Origin of the sequence: Agrobacterium tumefaciens (assembly GCF_031801495.1) — a bacterium.
Lineage (GTDB): Bacteria > Pseudomonadota > Alphaproteobacteria > Rhizobiales > Rhizobiaceae > Agrobacterium > Agrobacterium tumefaciens_K.
Genome location: NZ_JAOEGC010000002.1, coordinates 718,455 through 732,334, shown reverse-complemented (window position 1 = coordinate 732,334; position 13,880 = coordinate 718,455). Strand labels below are relative to the sequence as shown.

The 13,880-nt window shown below is 58.4% G+C and carries 12 protein-coding genes and 2 tRNA genes; 7 read left to right on the top strand and 7 right to left on the bottom strand.

What is annotated here, in order from left to right; genetic code table 11:
* Window positions 1-6: 6 nt before the first annotated feature.
* From cysW to N7578_RS12930, 4 genes are all read right to left on the bottom strand, one after another.
* Window positions 7-879, bottom strand: coding sequence for a sulfate ABC transporter permease subunit CysW (cysW, locus tag N7578_RS12945; RefSeq protein WP_311110720.1), 873 nt, complete (start codon window positions 877-879; stop codon window positions 7-9).
* On the bottom strand, window positions 872-1,729 hold the full coding sequence (gene cysT, locus N7578_RS12940) for a sulfate ABC transporter permease subunit CysT (protein ID WP_311110719.1): 858 nt from the start codon (window positions 1,727-1,729) through the stop codon (window positions 872-874). Before cysT ends, cysW begins: the two co-directional genes overlap by 8 nt.
* Before the next feature lie 145 nt (window positions 1,730-1,874).
* Window positions 1,875-2,900, bottom strand: coding sequence for a sulfate ABC transporter substrate-binding protein (locus N7578_RS12935; RefSeq protein WP_311110718.1), 1,026 nt, complete (start codon window positions 2,898-2,900; stop codon window positions 1,875-1,877).
* A 349-nt stretch (window positions 2,901-3,249) separates the two neighbouring features.
* A complete protein-coding gene (locus tag N7578_RS12930) occupies window positions 3,250-3,690 on the bottom strand; it encodes an Rrf2 family transcriptional regulator (protein ID WP_311110717.1) in 441 nt (146 codons plus the stop codon).
* A 205-nt stretch (window positions 3,691-3,895) separates the two neighbouring features.
* Between N7578_RS12930 and N7578_RS12925 the strand changes: the two genes are divergently transcribed.
* From N7578_RS12925 to cysN, 3 genes are read left to right on the top strand one after another with little or no spacing between them, the layout of a single operon-like run.
* Entirely contained in the window at window positions 3,896-4,684 is a 789-nt protein-coding gene (locus N7578_RS12925) for a phosphoadenylyl-sulfate reductase (RefSeq protein WP_311112497.1), read from the top strand.
* A gap of 28 nt (window positions 4,685-4,712) precedes the next feature.
* Window positions 4,713-5,666, top strand: coding sequence for a sulfate adenylyltransferase subunit CysD (gene cysD / locus N7578_RS12920; protein ID WP_311110716.1), 954 nt, complete (start codon window positions 4,713-4,715; stop codon window positions 5,664-5,666).
* Window positions 5,666-7,147 (top strand): sulfate adenylyltransferase subunit CysN, encoded by a 1,482-nt coding sequence (gene cysN / locus N7578_RS12915; protein WP_311110715.1) that lies wholly within the window; start codon window positions 5,666-5,668, stop codon window positions 7,145-7,147. The genes cysD and cysN overlap by 1 nt, the downstream gene beginning before the upstream one ends.
* 347 nt (window positions 7,148-7,494) lie before the next feature.
* On the opposite strand, the gene N7578_RS12910 is transcribed toward cysN, so the two are convergent.
* Window positions 7,495-7,571 (bottom strand) — tRNA-Pro (locus N7578_RS12910).
* Between the two features lie 266 nt (window positions 7,572-7,837).
* Here N7578_RS12910 and N7578_RS12905 point away from each other — a divergent pair.
* The 3 genes from N7578_RS12905 to N7578_RS12895 all read left to right on the top strand — a co-directional run bounded on the left by N7578_RS12905 (window position 7,838) and on the right by N7578_RS12895 (window position 11,202).
* A complete protein-coding gene (locus tag N7578_RS12905) occupies window positions 7,838-8,257 on the top strand; it encodes a hypothetical protein (protein ID WP_311110714.1) in 420 nt (139 codons plus the stop codon).
* A 367-nt stretch (window positions 8,258-8,624) separates the two neighbouring features.
* The gene (mqo, locus tag N7578_RS12900) at window positions 8,625-10,343 is read left to right on the top strand and encodes a malate dehydrogenase (quinone) (protein WP_311110713.1); all 1,719 of its coding nucleotides are present in this window, start codon (window positions 8,625-8,627) and stop codon (window positions 10,341-10,343) included.
* 109 nt (window positions 10,344-10,452) lie between these two features.
* Entirely contained in the window at window positions 10,453-11,202 is a 750-nt protein-coding gene (locus N7578_RS12895; protein ID WP_311110712.1) for an Abi-alpha family protein, read from the top strand.
* Window positions 11,203-11,338: 136 nt separating this feature from the next.
* Here N7578_RS12895 and N7578_RS12890 read toward each other — a convergent pair.
* Window positions 11,339-11,413: transfer RNA gene (locus tag N7578_RS12890), tRNA-Gln, on the bottom strand.
* Window positions 11,414-11,616: 203 nt separating this feature from the next.
* Here N7578_RS12890 and N7578_RS12885 point away from each other — a divergent pair.
* Entirely contained in the window at window positions 11,617-12,525 is a 909-nt protein-coding gene (locus tag N7578_RS12885; protein ID WP_311110711.1) for an MBL fold metallo-hydrolase, read from the top strand.
* A gap of 100 nt (window positions 12,526-12,625) precedes the next feature.
* Here N7578_RS12885 and N7578_RS12880 read toward each other — a convergent pair whose 3' ends face one another.
* Window positions 12,626-13,546, bottom strand: coding sequence for a DUF1499 domain-containing protein (locus N7578_RS12880; RefSeq protein ID WP_311110710.1), 921 nt, complete (start codon window positions 13,544-13,546; stop codon window positions 12,626-12,628).
* Window positions 13,547-13,880: the final 334 nt, after the last annotated feature.

The window sequence follows — 13,880 nt, the reverse complement described above, 5'->3', positions numbered from 1 at the left end:
TGCCTTTCAATGCTTGCCGGCTGCGTTGCCCGCGCCAAAGCGAATTTCAAGAATTGTTTTGAGAACGAGGGTCACAAGCGCCAGACCGGCAAGCAGCGTCGCCACCGAGAAGGCCGCGACCATGTTGTACTCATTATAGAGAATCTCGACATGCAGCGGCATGGTGTTCGTCTCACCCCTGATATGGCCAGACACCACCGACACGGCACCGAATTCGCCCATGGCGCGGGCGTTGCAGAGCAGAACCCCATAGAGCAGCCCCCATTTGATATTGGGGACCGTCACATACCAGAAAGTCTGCCACCCGCTCGCACCGAGCGAAATCGCCGCCTCCTCGTCGCCGTTGCCCTGCTCCTGCATCAGCGGGATCAGTTCGCGGGCCACGAAGGGGAAGGTAACGAAGATCGTCGCCAGCACGATGCCCGGCACGGCAAAGAGAATTTCGATGCCATGGCTTTTAAGCCACGGGCCAAGCACGCTGTGCGAAGAAAACAGGATGACGTAGACCAGACCGGATATGACCGGCGAAATCGAAAACGGCAGGTCGATCAGGGTAATCAGGAACGCCTTGCCTCGGAATTCGAACTTCGCGATGGCCCAGGCCGCAGCAACGCCGAACACGAGGTTGAGCGGCACCGATATCGCGGCAACCAGCAACGTCAGGCGGATAGCGGCGACCGCATCCGGCTCGAAAATCGCCTCCCAGAAGGCATCCGGCCCAGTGCGGAATGCCTCGAAGAACACCGACACCAGCGGCAGCACGAGGAAGGCGGCGAGAAACAGGAAGGCGATGCCCATCAGCGTCAACCGAGCTGTCAGGCTTTCACTGGCCGGGTCACGAAACGGCTTGGCGGAGGTGCGGGAGATGGCATCAGACATAACCGTACCTCTTGCGGCTCCAGGCCTGAATGAGATTGATGACGAAAAGCATGACAAACGAGATGATCAGCATGATGGTGGCGATGGCCGTCGCACCCGCGTAGTTGAACTCTTCAAGGCGGATGACGATCAGCAGCGGGGCAATTTCCGAGACATAGGGAATGTTACCCGCAATGAAGATGACCGAGCCGTACTCGCCGACACCGCGGGCGAAGGCGAGTGCGAAGCCCGTGAGGATGGCGGGCGTCAGGCTTGGAAGCAGAACGCGCGTGATCGTCTGAAAACGGTTGGCGCCCAGCGTGGCGGCCACCTCCTCCACCTGCCGATCGATCTCTTCCATCACCGGTTGGACGGTGCGTACAACGAAAGGCAGCCCGATGAAGATCAGCGCAATGACGATGCCGGTTGGCGTGAAGGCGATCTTGATGCCGAAAGGCTCGAACAGCGAACCGACCCAGCCGCGATTGGCGTAAAGCGTCGTCAGAGCGATACCGGCAACGGCCGTGGGCAGCGCGAAAGGCAGATCAACGATGGCATCGACGAAACGGCGGCCGGGGAAGCGGTAACGTGTGAGAACCCATGCGACGATGACGCCGAAAACCGCATTGACCATTGCCGCGAGGAACGCGGTGCCGAAGCTGACACGCAACGCATTCAGGGTGCGGCGGTCCATGGCGATGGCGATAAAATCCGAAAGACCCAGTTTTGCCGTCGACCAGACCAGACCGGCAAGCGGAATAAGAATAATGAGAAACAGGTAAAAGACCGTATAACCGAAGGTGAGGCCGAAACCCGGTATCACACTCGATTGACGCCACTTCCACCTGTTTCCGGACACGTTATTGGTCATCAAGGCTCCGGAGATACAATAAGAGGACCGGTTATTCTCCGGTCTTGTTACAAAGCATCGACCGGCACGGTGTCCGGTCGATCAACCTCAAGCTTTTCCGGTATTTCTACCGCGTGATGGGCTTTGGCGTCCGCCCATCATCCACCTAGTTCGCGGGCTTGTAAATCTGGTCGAAGATGCCGCCGTCACCGAAATGTTCAGGCTGTGCCTTGGCCCAACCGCCGAACTGCGGATCATCGATGGTCACAAGCTTGATGTCGGGCAGCTGCTTGAGCAGGTCCTTCGAAACCACGGCCGGATTGGACGGGCGGTAGAAGTGCTTGGCAGCGATATTCTGCCCCTCGTCCGAATAGAGATAGTTGAGATATGCCTCGGCGGCCTTGCGGGTGCCCTTGGCATCGACGTTGGCATCAACGACGGCAACCGGAGGCTCCGCCAGGATCGAGATCGGCGGCACGACGATATCGAAGGCATCCTTGCCGAATTCCTCACCGGCCAGATAGGCTTCGTTTTCCCATGCCAGCAGAACATCGCCGATCTGGCGCTGGGCGAAGGTCACCGTCGAGCCGCGTGCGCCGGTGTCGAGAACGGGAGCGCGCTTGTAGAGTTCGCCGACATAGGCTTCGATCTTGGCCTTGTCACCCTTGAACTCTTCGTTCGCCCAGGCCCATGCGGCCAGATAGTTCCAGCGCGCGCCGCCGGAGGTCTTCGGGTTCGGCGTGACGATCTGGATATCGCCCTTCACCAGATCACCCCAGTTATGGATGTTCTTGGGGTTGCCCTTGCGAACGAGGAAAACGATGGTGGAGGTATAAGGAGAAGAATTGTGCGGCAGGCGGGTGCGCCAGTCCTTGTTGATCTTGCCGGTGTTCGACACGATAGCGTCGATATCGCTCTGTAGCGCAAGCGTCACCACGTCTGCTTCCAGTCCGTCGATCACAGAACGGGCCTGCTTGCCGGAACCGCCGTGCGACTGCTGGATGGTGACGTCTTCCCCGCTGTCTGCCTTCCACTTCTTGGCGAAGGCTTCGTTGAATTCCTTGTAGAGTTCGCGGGTCGGATCGTAGGACACGTTGAGAAGCTTGGTTTCCGCGAAAGCAGAGCCAACGCCCCCCAAAGCCAGTGAAAGGCCGAGAGCGACAACGCTCAAACCGGACAGAAGCTTAGTCATCGGTATTCCCTCCTGATGAAGATGGCTTAACTCTACCGGTCCAGTAGAGTTGGTCAATGAGGCCGAATACGATCGAAAAAGTGTTTCCTTAACGCGTTTGCGCGGGCAACAAATACAACGCAGCATAAGCGAAATGCGCAACAAGCGTCGTGTAAAAGTTTGCCGAATGCAAAAGCGTTTCACATTTTTGACGATTTTTTGCCAGTTTTGGGAAAAATATTATCGTACTTTAGACGATTTTTTCGCGGCCTTGGCCTGAAAGGATGCGGTGAGCGCATTATCGCTTCCCGTCATTCCAGCCTTCGACAAGCGCCGTTACGGAAAATTCTGTTGACGTGTGTGCAGTATGTCAGGCCGTCAGCAGTTCCGGCACGTCGACACCGGCAACGGCATCCGCGATTGTGGTGTTGAACAGGATGTTGCGGGTGGCATCGGCCACACGGGCGAAGACGTGGCGTATTTCGCAGGCGCTTTCGCCATCACAGTCCTCGCAGCGGCGATAGGCGGTCTGCGACAGACAGGGCAGCGGCGCGACCGGTCCGTCGATCAGCCGCAAAACCTCGCCGAAGGTGATATCGTTGGCCGGACGCAGCAGCAGATAACCGCCCTGCTTGCCGCGGCGGCTTTCGACCATGCCGTCGTGTTTCAGTTCCAGCAGGATCTGCTCGAGAAACTTTTTCGGAATGGCCTGTTCGCGGGCGATATCGGAAATCTGCACAGGGCCGGCCTCCTTGGACTTTGCCAACGCAGCCAGCGCTCTCAGCGCATATTTTGCCTTCTGGGAAATCATCGTGAAACCAGTACAACACAACCCGAAATACAGGGCAATTCAGGCTTAGCGCAGTTGCTGTCACAATTCAAATACGGCGTTGCAACAAGGTGAACGGGCATCTTTTGCGCACGGTCCCACCGCCATGAGACATATTTGCTCTGAACCGCAGTGGAGTCAGACTGTCATTTCTGTCCGAAGCCTTAGAATTCAACAATAATCGGCCATCGTAATCCCGGACGTGACAATGACGATTAAGCCTGTTCCAGTACCCGCAACCGCCGATATCGCATCGCTTGACACCACACTTGCAGCGCTCGATCTCGCTGGTCGGCTATCCTTTGTGGCAAGCCTCGGCGGCCGCGCCGTCTTCACCACCAGTCTCGGCATCGAAGATCAGGTCATTACCGCCGCAATCGGAACGCACCGGCTGCCGGTGGATGTTGTAACGCTGGAAACCGGACGTCTGTTCAAGGAAACCGTCGACCTCATCGAGGAAACGGAAGATCGTTTCGGCATTGAAATCCGCCGCTTCCGTCCCGACCAGGACGATATCGACGCCTATGCTGAGAAATACGGCCTCAACGGCTTTTACGAAAGCGTCGAAGCCCGTCACGCCTGCTGTCATATCAGAAAACTGATCCCGCTCGGCAAGGCTCTGGAAGGCGCGTCCTTCTGGATCACGGGCCTGCGTCGCGGTCAGTCCGGCAACCGCGCGACCACGCCGTTTGCCGAATTCGATGCGGAGCGCAATCTCATCAAGATCAATCCGCTGGCCGACTGGGATATCGAAAAGATCCGCGCCCATGTCGCTGCCGAGAACATTCCCGTCAATCCGTTGCATGCGCGCGGTTATCCCTCGATCGGCTGCGAGCCGTGTACGCGCGCCATCAAGCCCGGCGAACCAGAACGCGCCGGTCGATGGTGGTGGGAAAACGACGAGAAACGCGAATGCGGTCTTCACGTCGCTGGCGCGGAACAGAGTTCCGCCATTTCCGCCATCCCGCAACGATAATCATTTCATAGACATACCGGAGCTTACAATGTCCAACGCAGTCCACGAGACGGACAGCAAGAATACCGTCGCATCCAAGCCGCCGCTCGATCCCCACCTGAAGGCACTTGAAAACGAAGCTATTCATATTTTCCGCGAAGTCGCCGCCGAATTCGACAAGCCGGTGATGCTTTATTCCATCGGCAAGGATAGTTCGGTGCTGCTGCACCTGGCACGCAAGGCGTTTTTCCCCGGCCGCATTCCCTTTCCGCTGCTGCATGTCAATACCGGCTGGAAATTCAAGGAGATGATCGAGTTCCGCGACAACATCGTCAAGGAATACGATCTTGACCTCATTTCCCATACCAACCCGCGTGGCGCCGCGGAGAACGTCACGCCGTTCAGCCACGGCTCGGCCCTCTACACCGACATCATGAAGACGGAAGCACTGCGCCAAGCGCTGGATGCAGGCCAGTTCGACGCGGCCTTCGGCGGCGCACGACGCGACGAGGAAGCCAGCCGCGCCAAGGAGCGTATCTATTCCTTCCGTACGCCCGACCACAAATGGGATCCGCGCAACCAGCGCCCGGAACTGTGGAACATCTACAACGGCATGGTCCGCAAGGGTGAAAGCGTGCGCGCCTTCCCGCTGTCCAACTGGACCGAAGTGGACATCTGGCGCTACATCGAGGCGGAGAACATTCCGCTGGTTCCGCTCTATTACGCCGCGGAGCGTCCCTATATCGAGCGCGACGGCATGATGATCCTGGCCGAGGACGAGCGGCTGGAGCTTCAGCCGGGCGAAGAGATCAAGCACGGCTCGATCCGCTTCCGCACGCTCGGCTGCTTCCCGCTGACCGGCGCGATCCGCTCCGAGGCGACCACGCTTCAGGAAGTGATCGCCGAGCTTGAAATCGCTACCGTTTCCGAACGGCAGGGCCGCGCCATCGACCGCGACCAGTCCGGTTCGATGGAGAAGAAGAAGCGCGAGGGCTATTTCTGATGACCGCGGCCGCCACCATTCCCCCCTCTTCCGCAACGATCCTGCCCTTCGCCGAGCATTCGAAGGCGGCGCGTGACACGCGCCCGCTTCGCCTCATCACCTGCGGCAGCGTGGACGACGGCAAGTCGACCCTGATCGGCCGTCTGCTGTGGGACACCAAGGCCGTCAAAGAAGACCAGGCCGCAACGCTTCACCGCGACAGCGGCAAGCAGAACGATCTTGGCCTGCCCGATTTCGCGTTGCTGCTGGACGGTCTGCAGGCCGAGCGCGAACAGGGCATCACCATCGATGTAGCCTATCGCTATTTTGCCACCGACCGGCGTGCCTTCATCGTCGCCGACACCCCCGGGCATGAGCAATATACACGCAACATGGCGACCGGCGCCTCGACCGCCGATCTAGCCGTGCTGCTGATCGACGCGCGTGTCGGCATTCTCGAACAGACGCGCCGCCACGCCACCATCGCCGCGCTGATGGGGATCCGCCAATTCGTGCTCGCCATCAACAAGATCGACCTGACGGGGTACGACAAGGCCGGGTTCGAGCTGATCGCGCATGAGTTCCGCGACTTCGCCTCCGATCTTGGCATCAAGCAGATCACCGCAATTCCTATGTCGGCTTTGAAGGGCGAGAACGTCGTTCTGTCCGGCAAGGCGTCCATGCCATGGTATGAAGGCCCGACGCTGGTTGAAACGCTGGAACTGGCGACAGTTCGTTCGGCGCAGTCGGGTGGTTTCCGTCTGCCGGTACAGCGCGTGTCGCGTCCCGGAGAGAGCTTTCGAGGCTATCAGGGCACGGTCGCGGGCGGCTCGGTCAAGCCCGGCGACAGCGTTGTCGTGCTTCCCTCCGGCATGGTCGCAAACATCAAGCAGATCGTGACCTTCGATCTGGTGCGCAACGCCGCCGTTGCGGGCGATGCGGTAACACTGGTTCTCGACCGGCAGGTGGACGTTTCGCGTGGCGACATGATCGTGTCCATCGAGGCGCAGCCGCAGACAGGGCTTGCCTTCGATGCGCAGCTGGTGGCGCTGCAACCGGGCGGCATCGAGCCATTCAAGCGTTACTGGCTGAAAAGCGGCAGCCGCCGTCAGCGTGTCAGCGTGCAGCCTGTCAGCCAGCTCGACCTCAAGGCCGGGGAATGGAAGACACACGAAGACACGCTGCCGATGAACGCCATCGGCAAGGTCCGGCTCTCCTTCGATGAGACGGCGATCTTCGATCCCTATGAGCAGAACCGCTCGACCGGCTCGTTCATCCTGATCGATCCCGACACCAACAACACGGTGGCGGGCGGCATGATCACGGCCAAGCGCAATGCCGGTGACGCGGAAGAAAAAGGTGACAGGGTTCTTCTGTCCTTGCCGGCTGATCTCGCCGAAAAGCTGCTTGCCAGCGAGCTTCTCGCCAAGCATCGCGACGAGATCGAAATCCGCCGCACGGACAACGCCACGGCATCCCGCTTGCTGGGTGAGTTGGACTGAGGGCTTAATCCATAAAAACAAAAAGGCGGCTGCTCATGGCAGTCGCCTTTTTTGTGCTTGCCAGCAATACCCGGCTTAAAACACGAACATATAAAGCAGAACGATCACGAAAAGCGGAACGCCCATGGCCCAAAGTGCAATACCCTTCAGCATGTTATCCTCCATTGCTGTTCTGGAGAAATAACGACTGACGAGCGCTTGCGTTCCCGTTTTTATGATGGAGGCAGCAGAAACGCGCATCAGCAGGAGATACGAAACAGTGCGGCTTCGGGCCGTGGCGTGAATTGAGAGATTTGCAGAAGTGGTCGGGAATTTCTTGAAGCCATTATATTATTTGGCTTTTCAGCTGGTCGGAGTGAGAGGATTCGAACCTCCGACCCCCACGTCCCGAACGTGGTGCGCTACCAGACTGCGCTACACTCCGTGACCAGCGGCGCTTCTATAGACCAGCCTCCGGCATTCGACAAGCGGGATATTGCATTTTTTGTGACAAGTTCCGGCAGGTGGCCGAAGTACTTCGCGCATAGCCCGCGATAGCAAGCTTTTGAGATGACGGAACGTTACAAAAAAGCAATTGTGGCAGGAAATTTTCGTCAAGGTTCAAGCCACCCCTGCCCCCCGGCCTCAAATCTGCTAGGGGAACGGCATGATCGGCAGCAAGCCCGGACTCGGACACAAGGACATTTCACCATGTATTTTCGCAGCATAACGCTCGCAGGACTGGCAATTGCGCTTTCCGCCTGCACCACATCGACAGGTTCCGGCCCTTCCTTCACCCAGAAGAGCCCCGTTGAAAGCCGGTGGGTCGGCCAGTCGGCCGGCGTTTTCTTCGCAAAATTCGGCCCGCCACTGAGCGACACCGAAGCTGGCAGCGCCACAATCTACAACTGGCGCGGCGGCTACAAGAAGGCGACGGTTCCGGCAAAGTTCGAGGAAGGCAAGGACGGCAAGCGTGGCCGCCAGATTTCGCCCGCCCGCACGGCCTACCTCTCCTGCACCGTGCAGCTGAACGTTTCGAGCGACTACCGCATCACCTCGGTCCGCACGGTATCCGACCGTCCCGGCGTGAACGGCCCGAGCTATTGCGCAGAGTTTCTTGCCGCAGACTGAGTTTACAAAGCTCAAAAAAGCCAAAGGCCCGCCCATCAACAGGCGGGCCTTCTCGTTTTCACGAGCTTTTTTCGTCCCGCTGAGCGCATATCACCCATGCGCGGTACGCTTGGCGGGTCTGTTTCCTGACTTTTATCAGGTTTTGCCCCCTTCTCCGGTTTCAACCGTTTGAATGACGCGCCCCTCGTCCGATAATTGCGATTACGGCGAAAAAATGCCGCGTAAAAATCACGCCGCGACCATTTGCCCCTTTGAATCTGGAGGTAAATCGCTTGACAGCAGCCGCCCAGACCCGGTTGTGCGCCTCTGGCGATTGCTATAACGGGGCCGGCGGGAGGAGTGTTTTGACACACAACAAGAACCAGGAATGGCCATGACTCCCATCGATCAAGACAAATCCCTGACGACCGATTTTTCCCAAAATTCGCTTCCCATGAACCGCAGACAGGTTCTCGGCACCGCGCTGGCTGGCATTGCCGCGGCTGCACTGCCGTCCTCTGCGGTGCTGGCCAACAGCGCGCCCCAGAAGGTTGATGTGCTACTGATCGGCGGCGGCATCATGAGTTCGACGCTCGGCGTTTGGCTGCGCGAACTCGAGCCGAACTGGTCGATCCGGATGCTCGAGCGGCTGGACGGTGTCGCACTCGAAAGCTCCAACGGCTGGAACAATGCAGGCACCGGCCACTCCGCGCTCGCAGAACTCAACTACACGCCGGAAGACGCCAACGGCAACGTCAAGATCACGCAAGCCATCGCCATCAACGAGTCGTTCCAGATCTCGCGCCAGTTCTGGGCATGGCAGGTGAAGAACGGCGTTCTGAAGAACCCGCGCTCCTTCATCAACCACACGCCGCACATGAGCTTCGTCTGGGGCGATGAAAACATCGCCTATCTCGAGAAGCGCTATGAAGCGCTGAAGGCAAGCCCGCTGTTCGCCGGCATGGAATTCTCCACCGATCCGGAACAGATCAAGAAGTGGGTGCCGCTGATGATGGAAGGCCGCGATCCTTCCCAGAAGATCGCAGCAACCTGGTCGCCGCTTGGCACGGATTTGGAATTCGGCGAAATCACCCGCCAGTTCGCCGCGCATCTGCAAAGCCAGCCCAACTTCGACCTGAAGCTCAACAGCGAAGTCGCCGACATCCAGCGCAATGCGGATGGCAGCTGGCGCGTGACCTATACGAACCTGAAGGATTCGAGCGAGGAAACCGTCGACGCCAAGTTTGTCTTCATCGGCGCAGGCGGCGGCGCGCTGCACCTGTTGCAGATGTCCGGCATTCCGGAAAGCGACGACTATGCGGGCTTCCCGGTCGGCGGCTCCTTCCTCGTCAATGAGAACCCCGACATCACGATGCAGCATCTGGCGAAAGCCTATGGCAAGGCATCGGTCGGTTCCCCGCCCATGTCCGTTCCGCATCTCGATACCCGCGTCATCGGCGGCAAGCGCGTCATCCTGTTCGGCCCGTTCGCGACCTTCTCGACGAAGTTCCTCAAGAACGGCTCCTATTTCGACCTCGTTTCCTCGGTCACGACCAGCAATGCCTGGCCGATGGTGCGCGTCGGCGTAGATGAATACCCGCTGGTGGAATACCTCGCGGGCCAGTTGATGATGTCCGACGACGACCGTTTCGCGGCGTTGCAGGAATATTTCCCGAACGCCAAACAGGACGACTGGCGCCTGTGGCAGGCCGGTCAGCGCGTGCAGATCATCAAGCGCGATGCCGACAAGGGCGGCGTGCTGAAACTCGGCACGGAAATCGTTGCCTCGAAGGACGGCAGCATTGCCGGTCTGCTCGGCGCATCGCCGGGTGCTTCGACCGCCGCGCCGATCATGCTCAACGTTCTGGAAAAAGTCTTCAAGGACAAGGTGGCAACGCCCGAGTGGCAGGCGAAGATTCGCCAGATCGTTCCGAGCTACGGCACAAAGCTGAACGATTCCGCCGACATGGTGCAGCAGGAATGGGCCTACACCGCCGAGCAGCTGCAGCTGCCCACCCCGCCGCAGATCAACCGCGACGCGCTGAACTCCACCACGACCGTTCCAGCTGGCGAACCGGCGAAGAAGGTTCCCGATATCGCGCTGTAAGGCGTTCTATCGACTGAGAGAACAACATGAAAACGTCGCGCATTCGATGAGTGCGCGGCGTTTTTGTTTAGCGATATAATACGTCAGGCCGAATCAAAGGGATTAGCGCATGGCGGAATCGACGGACCTCGCAACGGCAATAGCGACAGAAGTTGCAAAGCAAATTCCAGTCAAAGAGATTTATGAAGACGCAGGACAGCCTGGAGCAAAGCAAATCGGGTCGGTCATCGAAGACCTAACTAAAACGCTTCATCTCGTTCTAGCGCCATTTCAACTAACGGCGGCTCTCCAAGATCGCTTGAGGCGATACATAGACAACTCGCTTCGTCGTGTGCCGAAAGAACAACGTATAGCACCACCACCCCAGATTCTCGGACCGATCTTTGAAGGTGTGCGATATGAACCTGAAGGCACACCAATTGACGAGATGTTTTCTCGACTGCTTAGCTCAAGCATGAACAGCGAACGTGTCCAGAATGCACATCCGGCTTTTCCGTTGCTCATTAAGCAAATATCGTCCGACGAAGCTTTACTACTGTGCGCCATGTGGAACAGGTTGAAGACTGGGAGATCATTTCGCCAGCAATTCACACACGATTATGATGCCTACAAGAAGATTTTCACTGGACAGCATATTGAGATTGATGAAATTCCCCGTGAAGATTTATCTTTTCCAGAAAATATCGGGTTTTATGGACAACACTTGTACGCTCTAGGGCTGACCGCTTTTTACGACAGCGCAAATCAAGAACCTCTTTTTAAGAATGGTACAAATAATCCACAAACTGGTGTTCGCGTCTTCAAGGAACTTCGGTTAACCGATTTCGGCATCAAATTTATGAGTGCTGTTACCGACTAGCGGACAAACTGCTCTGTCCGTTACGTGGCCTTTTAGGTGCCACAAAGCTCTATGGTATTAAGGATAACCAAAGGTAAGAAGGAAAACATCCCACCCCACGTCCTCAAGCGTCTAATCTTATTCGTTAAAGCGAAAATGGCTGGGGCGCCAGGATTCGAACCTGGGAATGCCGGTACCAAAAACCGGTGCCTTACCGCTTGGCGACGCCCCAACAGGACAGTGATGGCGAAGCGCCTCTGTCCGAACCGCGCCTGATTATCAAAGCCGGGCGGCAGCGGCAATCACCTTTCTGGTTATTTTTTTACAAAATCCAAGCTTTTTGGATGCCGTGGCGGAGATCGCATGTTAGGTCGTGGTGATTGTGCGGTGCGGCCGCGGCTCCCTTTGGGCATGGCATTATTTCAGGAGGTCTCGATGGCGGACCCGGCATTCGATCTCGATTTCCAGCCTGCCTATGGCGAGGCCGTGCCTGTCGCTTCCGGCATCCAGCGCATGACCGTCAACAATCCTTCCGCCTTCACCTTTCATGGCACGAACAGCTATATCGTCGGTGATCGTTCGGTGGCCGTGATCGATCCCGGCCCGGAAGACGAGGCCCATTTCCAGGCGCTGATGGCGGCGTTTAAAGGACGTGAGGTGACGCATATCTTCGTCAGCCACACGCATCGCGACCACTCGCCGCTGGCAAGGCGCTTGAAGGAGGCGACCGGCGCGCTGACGGTTGCGGAAGGGCCGCACCGTTCCGCCCGCCCGCTGCACGAAGGTGAAACGAACCCCTTTGCGGAAAGCTCGGATACGGGCTTCGTGCCGGATATCGCGCTTGGTGACGGCGAGAGCCTTTCAGGCGACGGCTGGCGAATGACTGCCCTGCACACACCCGGCCACACCGCCAACCATGCGGCCTTCGCGCTTGAAGGGAGCGGCATCGTCTTTTCCGCAGATCATGTAATGGCATGGGCCACCACCATCGTCGCCCCGCCGGATGGAGCGATGAGCGACTACATGAAATCGCTCGAGCGGCTTCTGGAGCGTGACGACCGGCTGTTCCTGCCCGGCCACGGCGGACCGGTCCGGGAACCTGCGCCCTTCATGCGCGGCCTTCGCGCCCATCGCCGCATGCGTGAAAAAGCCGTTCTCAAGCGTATCAAGGATGGCGACCGGTTTATCGCCGACATGGTTAAGGTGATCTATGCCAGCACCGACAAGCGCCTTCACGGCGCAGCTGCCCTTTCCGTTCTTGCCCATATCGAGGACCTGATCGAAAAGGGTCAGGTCCAGACGGACGGCCCGCCCTCCCTGCTGGGCGAATATTTCCCGGCGTGACTGTAATCAGGTGAGGACTTTGCTCAGGCGCTCATCTCACACTCGCCCGGATGATTTCGACGACAACCACATGTTCAACCGCCACGCGACCTTCAGCGCATCAGCTGTCGTTCAGGCCCTGCATTTCCGCATCCAGCGCGTCGAGGAAGGCTTCGGCTATATCCGCACCCATGCCGAGATCGTGCGGTCCATAACGTGATGCCACACGGATATCGACAACCGTCGTTTCCGCCTCCTCCTTGAGGCGGATCAGAATGTCGAAGCGCAAACCCCAGACGAGCGTGCGCGTCTCCCCCTGCATCGACACGATCCCGTTTCCGCTGAAATATGCGGGAAGCGGGGCATCTGCCGGCCGGGCCAGCGGCACCGGCACCGTGGACGGCAGATCGTCCAGCGGCGTGTCTTCCGTGGGCGGCGTCCGGTCCTGCTCGGGCACCCCGATGGAGGGTTCGGTGGGTGCGCCGATCACCCCCCTGGTATGCGTAATGCGGATTTTCTGGGCGCTCGCCGTTTTCTTGGCGGCTGCGTAGATACGGTCGATGGCGCCCTCATAACGGCGTCCGGCAAGGCTGGCATAGGCCTTTGACTGCGCGGCGCGATCTTCCGCGGCGAGGACGGTGGGACGAACCAGCCACTGCTGGTTCGCCACGGGCGGAACCAGCCATTCCGGCGTCTCCGTCAGGTCAGTCGAAACGTCGTAAATCTTCGGCTGTTGCCAGTAGAGAAAGGCGCCATAACCGACAACGCCGAGCGGCAGGCCAGAAAAAATCAGCGCCGAAAGCGCCCAAAGACCACCCCGCGAGCCTTTCGTCCAGAGGCGTTCAAGCCCGATCAGAGCCAGAAGAACGGCAAGGGCAGCGATACCGGCCGAGATCAGCAGCAAACCCACAAGGTCGGGCGTCGTCAGCGGCCCGAAGCGATGCAGGCCGACAGCGATGAGAAAAAGCGCCAGCGCGGCAAAACCGAGATAACGAGACAGATAAGCGGCGAAGGAAACAGGCCGGACGAAACGCACAGTCATGAAAGCGGATATCCGTATAATCGCATGGCCTAGGATCAAGACCCGGTCAGGGTCCGGAGCGTGGTGTGGGCGAAAGAATCACCTGCATATGATGTCATAAACCGGATTTGCGGCGAGGAAAACAAAGGACAGGCGCGATCTGCGGGCGAATGAGCACCCGCCCGGACGAGCGCAACATCTTTCCAGAAACTCGACGTTAGCGGGAATAATGCACCATCGGCGCCGATACTACGCAAGTTCATGTCTTAATTGATGCTGGATTTCACATATTCTCCAGCCCTTCCCAGACATTGCATGCTAAAAGTGCAACATTCTCGATTTCCCGCACAAAAAA

What these genes read in the sequence shown, in the direction of transcription:
- cysW (WP_311110720.1), bottom strand. Translation starts at nt 879, where the DNA reads ATGTCTGATGCCATCTCCCGCACCTCCGCCAAGCCGTTTCGTGACCCG.
- cysT (WP_311110719.1), bottom strand. Translation starts at nt 1,729, where the DNA reads ATGACCAATAACGTGTCCGGAAACAGGTGGAAGTGGCGTCAATCGAGT.
- N7578_RS12935 (WP_311110718.1), bottom strand. Translation starts at nt 2,900, where the DNA reads ATGACTAAGCTTCTGTCCGGTTTGAGCGTTGTCGCTCTCGGCCTTTCA.
- N7578_RS12930 (WP_311110717.1), bottom strand. Translation starts at nt 3,690, where the DNA reads ATGATTTCCCAGAAGGCAAAATATGCGCTGAGAGCGCTGGCTGCGTTG.
- cysD (WP_311110716.1), top strand. Translation starts at nt 4,713, where the DNA reads ATGTCCAACGCAGTCCACGAGACGGACAGCAAGAATACCGTCGCATCC.
- cysN (WP_311110715.1), top strand. Translation starts at nt 5,666, where the DNA reads ATGACCGCGGCCGCCACCATTCCCCCCTCTTCCGCAACGATCCTGCCC.
- N7578_RS12905 (WP_311110714.1), top strand. Translation starts at nt 7,838, where the DNA reads ATGTATTTTCGCAGCATAACGCTCGCAGGACTGGCAATTGCGCTTTCC.
- mqo (WP_311110713.1), top strand. Translation starts at nt 8,625, where the DNA reads ATGGCCATGACTCCCATCGATCAAGACAAATCCCTGACGACCGATTTT.
- N7578_RS12895 (WP_311110712.1), top strand. Translation starts at nt 10,453, where the DNA reads ATGGCGGAATCGACGGACCTCGCAACGGCAATAGCGACAGAAGTTGCA.
- N7578_RS12885 (WP_311110711.1), top strand. Translation starts at nt 11,617, where the DNA reads ATGGCGGACCCGGCATTCGATCTCGATTTCCAGCCTGCCTATGGCGAG.
- N7578_RS12880 (WP_311110710.1), bottom strand. Translation starts at nt 13,546, where the DNA reads ATGACTGTGCGTTTCGTCCGGCCTGTTTCCTTCGCCGCTTATCTGTCT.